Below are 4,680 nucleotides of genomic sequence, written 5' to 3' on the forward strand. Positions count from 1 at the left end.
CTTGAGAATGAGAGATTACGCCGTGAGAACCTTCTGCTGCGGGAGGAGAGGGAAATTCTAAAAAACGATCCTGGGCGTTTGTCCGCCTGTGCGGCATAGAAACAGGCCATGCTATCGTACCAGACAGGAGGGTAGCGGCCGTTCGCTTATTGGCGGGTTTGTCCCCGTTAAAAAACGTGGTCCATGGAACTGTGCGACCTTGAGAATGGTGACGCCGCCCTGTGGTGATCCCGGTTAGGAAGATGATTGATGGGCACGTTCCACACCCTCCTGCACTCTGTTGCGTGGAGATGTCATCATGCCTCGAAAGCCTTCGAATATGCCCCCTGATCTCACCCGCCATATCCAGGGAGCCGCCGCGATTGATATCGGATCCCGGATGCACATGGCAGCAGTTTCGCCTGGGACGACCAGAGAACCTATCCGCTCGTTTGGAACATTTACCTCGGACCTGCATAGATTGGCTGAGTGGTTCAAGGAATGCAAAGTTACCAGTGTCGCCATGGAATCCACAGGCGTCTATTGGATACCAGTTTATGAAACCCTTGAGCAGCATGGTTTCGATGTCATCCTTGTCAACGCGCGCTACGCCAAGAACGTGCCCGGTCGCAAGACAGACGTGAGCGATGCTGCATGGCTCCAGCAATTGCACTCGTATGGTCTGCTACGTGGGAGTTTCCGCCCTCAGGCTGATATTGCCGCATTGCGCGCTTACCTGCGTCAACGCGAGCGTCTGGTTGAGTATGCTGCGGGACATATCCAGCACATGCAAAAAGCCCTGATGGAAATGAACCTTCAACTCCACCATGTCGTCTCCGATATCACTGGCGTCACAGGAATGCAGATCATTCGGGCGATCGTCAGCGGCCAACGCGAACCAGATGCCCTGGCAGCCTATCGCGACGCCAGATGCCACTCTTCGGCAGACGTGATATCGGCAGCTCTGGTTGGAAATTATCGGGACGAGCATGTTTTTGCCCTGACGCAGGCGCTGGAGCTTTATGACATTTACCAGGAACGGATCGCAGCCTGTGATCGCCGCATGGAAGGCCTGCTGGTGCTTCTAAGCCACAAGAGTGCGAAGCCGACGGCAGACCTCCCAAAGCCGCGGATCAAGACAAAGCAGGTGAGCGCTCCATCTTTCGACGTGCGAGGCATTCTGTATCGCTTGCTGGGCGTCGATCTCACGCAGATCCATGGCATCGGTGTTTCACTGGCCCTCAAGCTCGTGGCAGAATGCGGCACAGACCTTCGTGCTTGGCCAACTGCAAAACATTTCACGTCCTGGCTGTGCCTCGCTCCTGGGAACAAGATTTCCGGTGGCAAGCTTCTGTCATCTCGCACCCGCCGGTCCTCCAGTCGCGCCGCGGCACTTCTGAGATTAGCTGCCACGACACTAGGGCGGAGCGATACGGCGCTGGGGGCTTTTTATAGACGTTTGTCGGCGCGGGTCGGAAAAGCCAAGGCTGTAACTGCCACAGCCCGGAAGATAGCAGTTCTGTTCTACAATACCCTCAAGTATGGCATGGTTTATGCCGATCCCGGAGCGGGACATTATGACGAAGTCCATCGCAAGCGTGTCATCTCCAATCTCCACCGACGCGCGCAATCACTAGGGTTTGTGCTGCAACCCCAACCGGGAGGATCTGCTGTTTCTTAGGAAGCTACCCAGTTCTTCGCGAGCCAAAAGCCATGAGGTTCGCATTCATCCATAAGTATCGGCATGAGTGGTCTATCGAGAGACTTTGCAGCATCCTGCAGGTCTCGGCGCGTGGATACCGGGCATGGACATCCCGACCAGCCTGCCAGCGTCAGCGTCAGCGCACCGATCTGAAAATACTGGCACATATTCGTGAACATTATGGTTTGAGTAACGGTTCCTACGGACGGCCTCGCATGACCATGGAACTCAGAGAGGCGGGACTTGATGTCGGAGAACGTCGCGTTGGCCGATTGATGAAGGCCAACGGGATACGACCCGTGCGCACTCGTCGTCATAAGGTCACAACCGACAGTCATCATCAGTATGGCATTGTAGCCAACCTGCTGGACGGTAATTTTATTGCGGAAGGGCCCAACCGGAAATGGGCCGGAGATATCAGTTATATCTGGACTGCCGAAGGCTGGCTCTATCTGGCTGTCGTCATCGATTTGTTTAGTCGTCGCGTGATCGGGTGGGCCATCAGCGACCGGATGAAAAAAGATCTTGCTATACGCGCTCTGGATATGGCGGTAAGACTGCGTGATCCAGGTCCCGGTTGCGTCTTTCACTCTGATCGTGGCAGCCAGTACTGCTCTCATGATTTCCAGAAAAAATTACGAACACATCGACTGACGGCATCGATGTCTGGAAAAGGTAATTGTTATGACAACGCTGCTGTCGAAACGTTTTTTAAAAGCCTGAAGGCGGAACGACTCTGGAGACAGAACTGGACAACCCGTCGTCAGGCCACGGCTGCAATCTTCCAGTATATCAACGGCTTCTACAATCCGCGTCGACGCCATTCATATCTGGGCGGTATCAGCCCCCTCGCTTTCGAAGCCAAAGTGGCATAACCACTTCCCGACCGGCACAAAACCGTTACAAGTCCAGAATGTTGCTGGCAGATGACTGGGGACGGGTCAGAAGCCGGGCGAGCCGCAACCGGGGACGGTGAAACGGTCGCGCTATGTCCGCAATAGTGCGCGTAGGCGAACGCCCCCTTCGGCCGTCGCAATTGTCAGCTTCTGGCGGGACCGGACGTTCGTCCAATCGGCAGCGAACGGCCGGGTCTGGTCGTTAATCGTCATAAACGTGAGCACTGCGAATGGCAGCTTTCGATCACTCCTCACCGATAACCGACATACCGCTTGCCCCCCATTGCTGCCTTTAATGCTCACCGATCAGTGACCAGAATCCCAGCTTGCGCTTATGCTGCGCTTTCAAGCGGATCATAAAGGCTTCGTGGGTTTCCATGCCGTCTGTCGCTGTTAGCAGTGGCGCAAGCAGCCGACAGGAGGCAAGATCCTTCGCTGCATAGGAATAATAGCGGGAAAGCGCCTTATCCAGTACGGCCTCGACCAGCAGGCGGTAAAGAAGCGTCGCTTCATTGGGATAAGATTCAGACAGACGATCTGCGGCGGGACGTAATGCCCCATAATCCCGTCCGTCCAGTTCCGAAGTATGCTCCCGCACGAGACGGGCGGCGCCGTCGAGCGCCGGCCACTCCAGCAGAGTGGAAAGGGCCACGCTTTTAACCGGGAAATTACGGATGTGATCGAGTGCCTGCTCTTCGGCATCAATCGCGTCATAGTCACTGAGATGGCGTTGATAGGCCTGCCAGTGAGGCAGGCTCAGGCATTCACGAAAGATTTTCCAACGTATGGCTTGGGCTGTATCGTGGTCGCCCAAAATTTCGCACGCTTCGATCCGAAGATCGTCATTCTCCCTGCGAAACCGGGAGGGTTCGTCTGTCTCTCGATCTAGCCATTCAAGTGCCTCCTGGGCGCGTCCCTTGTCCAGAAGGCGGCGTGCAATATCGCTGAAATAGGGGGATTGGCGATCGCTCATGCCGACCGCCTCGATATAAGCATCGACGTCACCCGTCGCATCGGCCAGATCCCTCAGATGACCGAGGGTCTGCATACGCACTCTGTCGATACGATACTCATCTTTTCCTCGGGAGGCAGGGAGTTCGTGCAGTCGTGTGACGAGTGTGACCCTGAGCATGGTCGCGCCTGCTGTACCCAGCGCCTCGCCGCACGACGCGAGCAGGTGGTCACATGTGCCATACCCATCTGCATCGAGAAGTGTGAGCAGATCCCTGACGGTGACAGCCGGATCCCGGCCAGCGTGTCGTCCCCAGAGGGTGCCAAGGTCGGAGGCTGCTTCGCGAAACACATCTGACAAATAACCAGAACTGTCATCAGAGCGCTCATAGACGGAAGGAGCAAGTTCCACGAGAAGACGCATCGCAGAAATGGCCTGCCCGACATCCGTCATCGCAACATCATCGAGAATGGAGCGTCGCAGGGTGTCGAGTTCCGTGGCGAGGGGTTTGATCCGGTCCCAGGGCAGGAAACCACGGGAGCGCTGGATCGTTCGCAGCCTCTTTTCGATCTCCTTGCCGAGTTTGTCTTTCGCATGAGTGGCTGTCAGCGCCATGCGCAGCTTCCGGGTGAGCACGGCATCCTGTTCCGACAGATCGACCAGAAGGTCTGCCAGCCGATCCGCACCAAGGGCTTTCAGATTGTCTTTCGTGACGGTCGTGCCGACTTTCGCGGATGCGGCGGACTTGCGGGTGGCAGGTTTTGTCGAAGGAGTGCGGGCCATGAATACAGATTATGACCGTGCCCCCAGGGGCGCAAGCAAATGCCGTCACCATGAAAAAAGAGAAAAAGGGCTAATGGCTCCGCCCTCGCGCCGGCAAGGATGCGCGTCAGCAGGCTGACGCCGCCCGATGGGGTGTCCCCGATCTTCCTGCGCTGCGCTCCGTGCAGACCGGGAGATACCCCTCCCCATCGGTCGCCCTTGCCGTTGCTACCCCGCTGCTCGCCGCGAGGCAGAGGAACAGCGGGGGCTGTTCCTCGCGGAACTAAGGGCAAAGACCATGACCGGCAACACCAACACGGCAACCGATTTCCGCAATTGCGGTGCGACAATCAGGATGAGAAATACGTCAAACAGGATGAGAATCCCGC

At 56.7% G+C, this 4,680-nt stretch carries 2 protein-coding genes and 1 pseudogene; 2 read left to right on the forward strand and 1 reads right to left on the reverse strand.

Translation table 11 applies throughout. The annotated features are described in order from the left end of the window. Positions 1-298: 298 nt before the first annotated feature. Together ABF821_RS19975 and ABF821_RS19980 are read left to right on the forward strand one after the other, a co-directional pair. Positions 299-1,660, forward strand: a complete 1,362-nt coding sequence (locus tag ABF821_RS19975) for an IS110 family transposase (RefSeq protein WP_415531349.1) — start codon at positions 299-301, stop codon at positions 1,658-1,660. A gap of 2 nt (positions 1,661-1,662) precedes the next feature. Continuing rightward, positions 1,663-2,556, forward strand: a pseudogene (locus ABF821_RS19980) (IS3 family transposase); the annotation flags it as partial. Between the two features lie 313 nt (positions 2,557-2,869). Here ABF821_RS19980 and ABF821_RS19985 read toward each other — a convergent pair. Next, positions 2,870-4,312 (reverse strand): DUF6880 family protein, encoded by a 1,443-nt coding sequence (locus tag ABF821_RS19985; protein WP_415531350.1) that lies wholly within the window; start codon positions 4,310-4,312, stop codon positions 2,870-2,872. Between the last annotated feature and the right edge of the window lie 368 nt (positions 4,313-4,680).

The organism is Gluconacetobacter sp. (genome assembly GCF_047721585.1).
Classification (GTDB): Bacteria; Pseudomonadota; Alphaproteobacteria; order Acetobacterales; family Acetobacteraceae; genus Gluconacetobacter; species Gluconacetobacter dulcium.

Coding starts and splice junctions, on each gene's coding strand:
- ABF821_RS19975 (WP_415531349.1), top strand. CDS start 299: ATGCCTCGAAAGCCTTCGAATATGCCCCCTGATCTCACCCGCCATATC.
- ABF821_RS19985 (WP_415531350.1), bottom strand. CDS start 4,312: ATGGCCCGCACTCCTTCGACAAAACCTGCCACCCGCAAGTCCGCCGCA.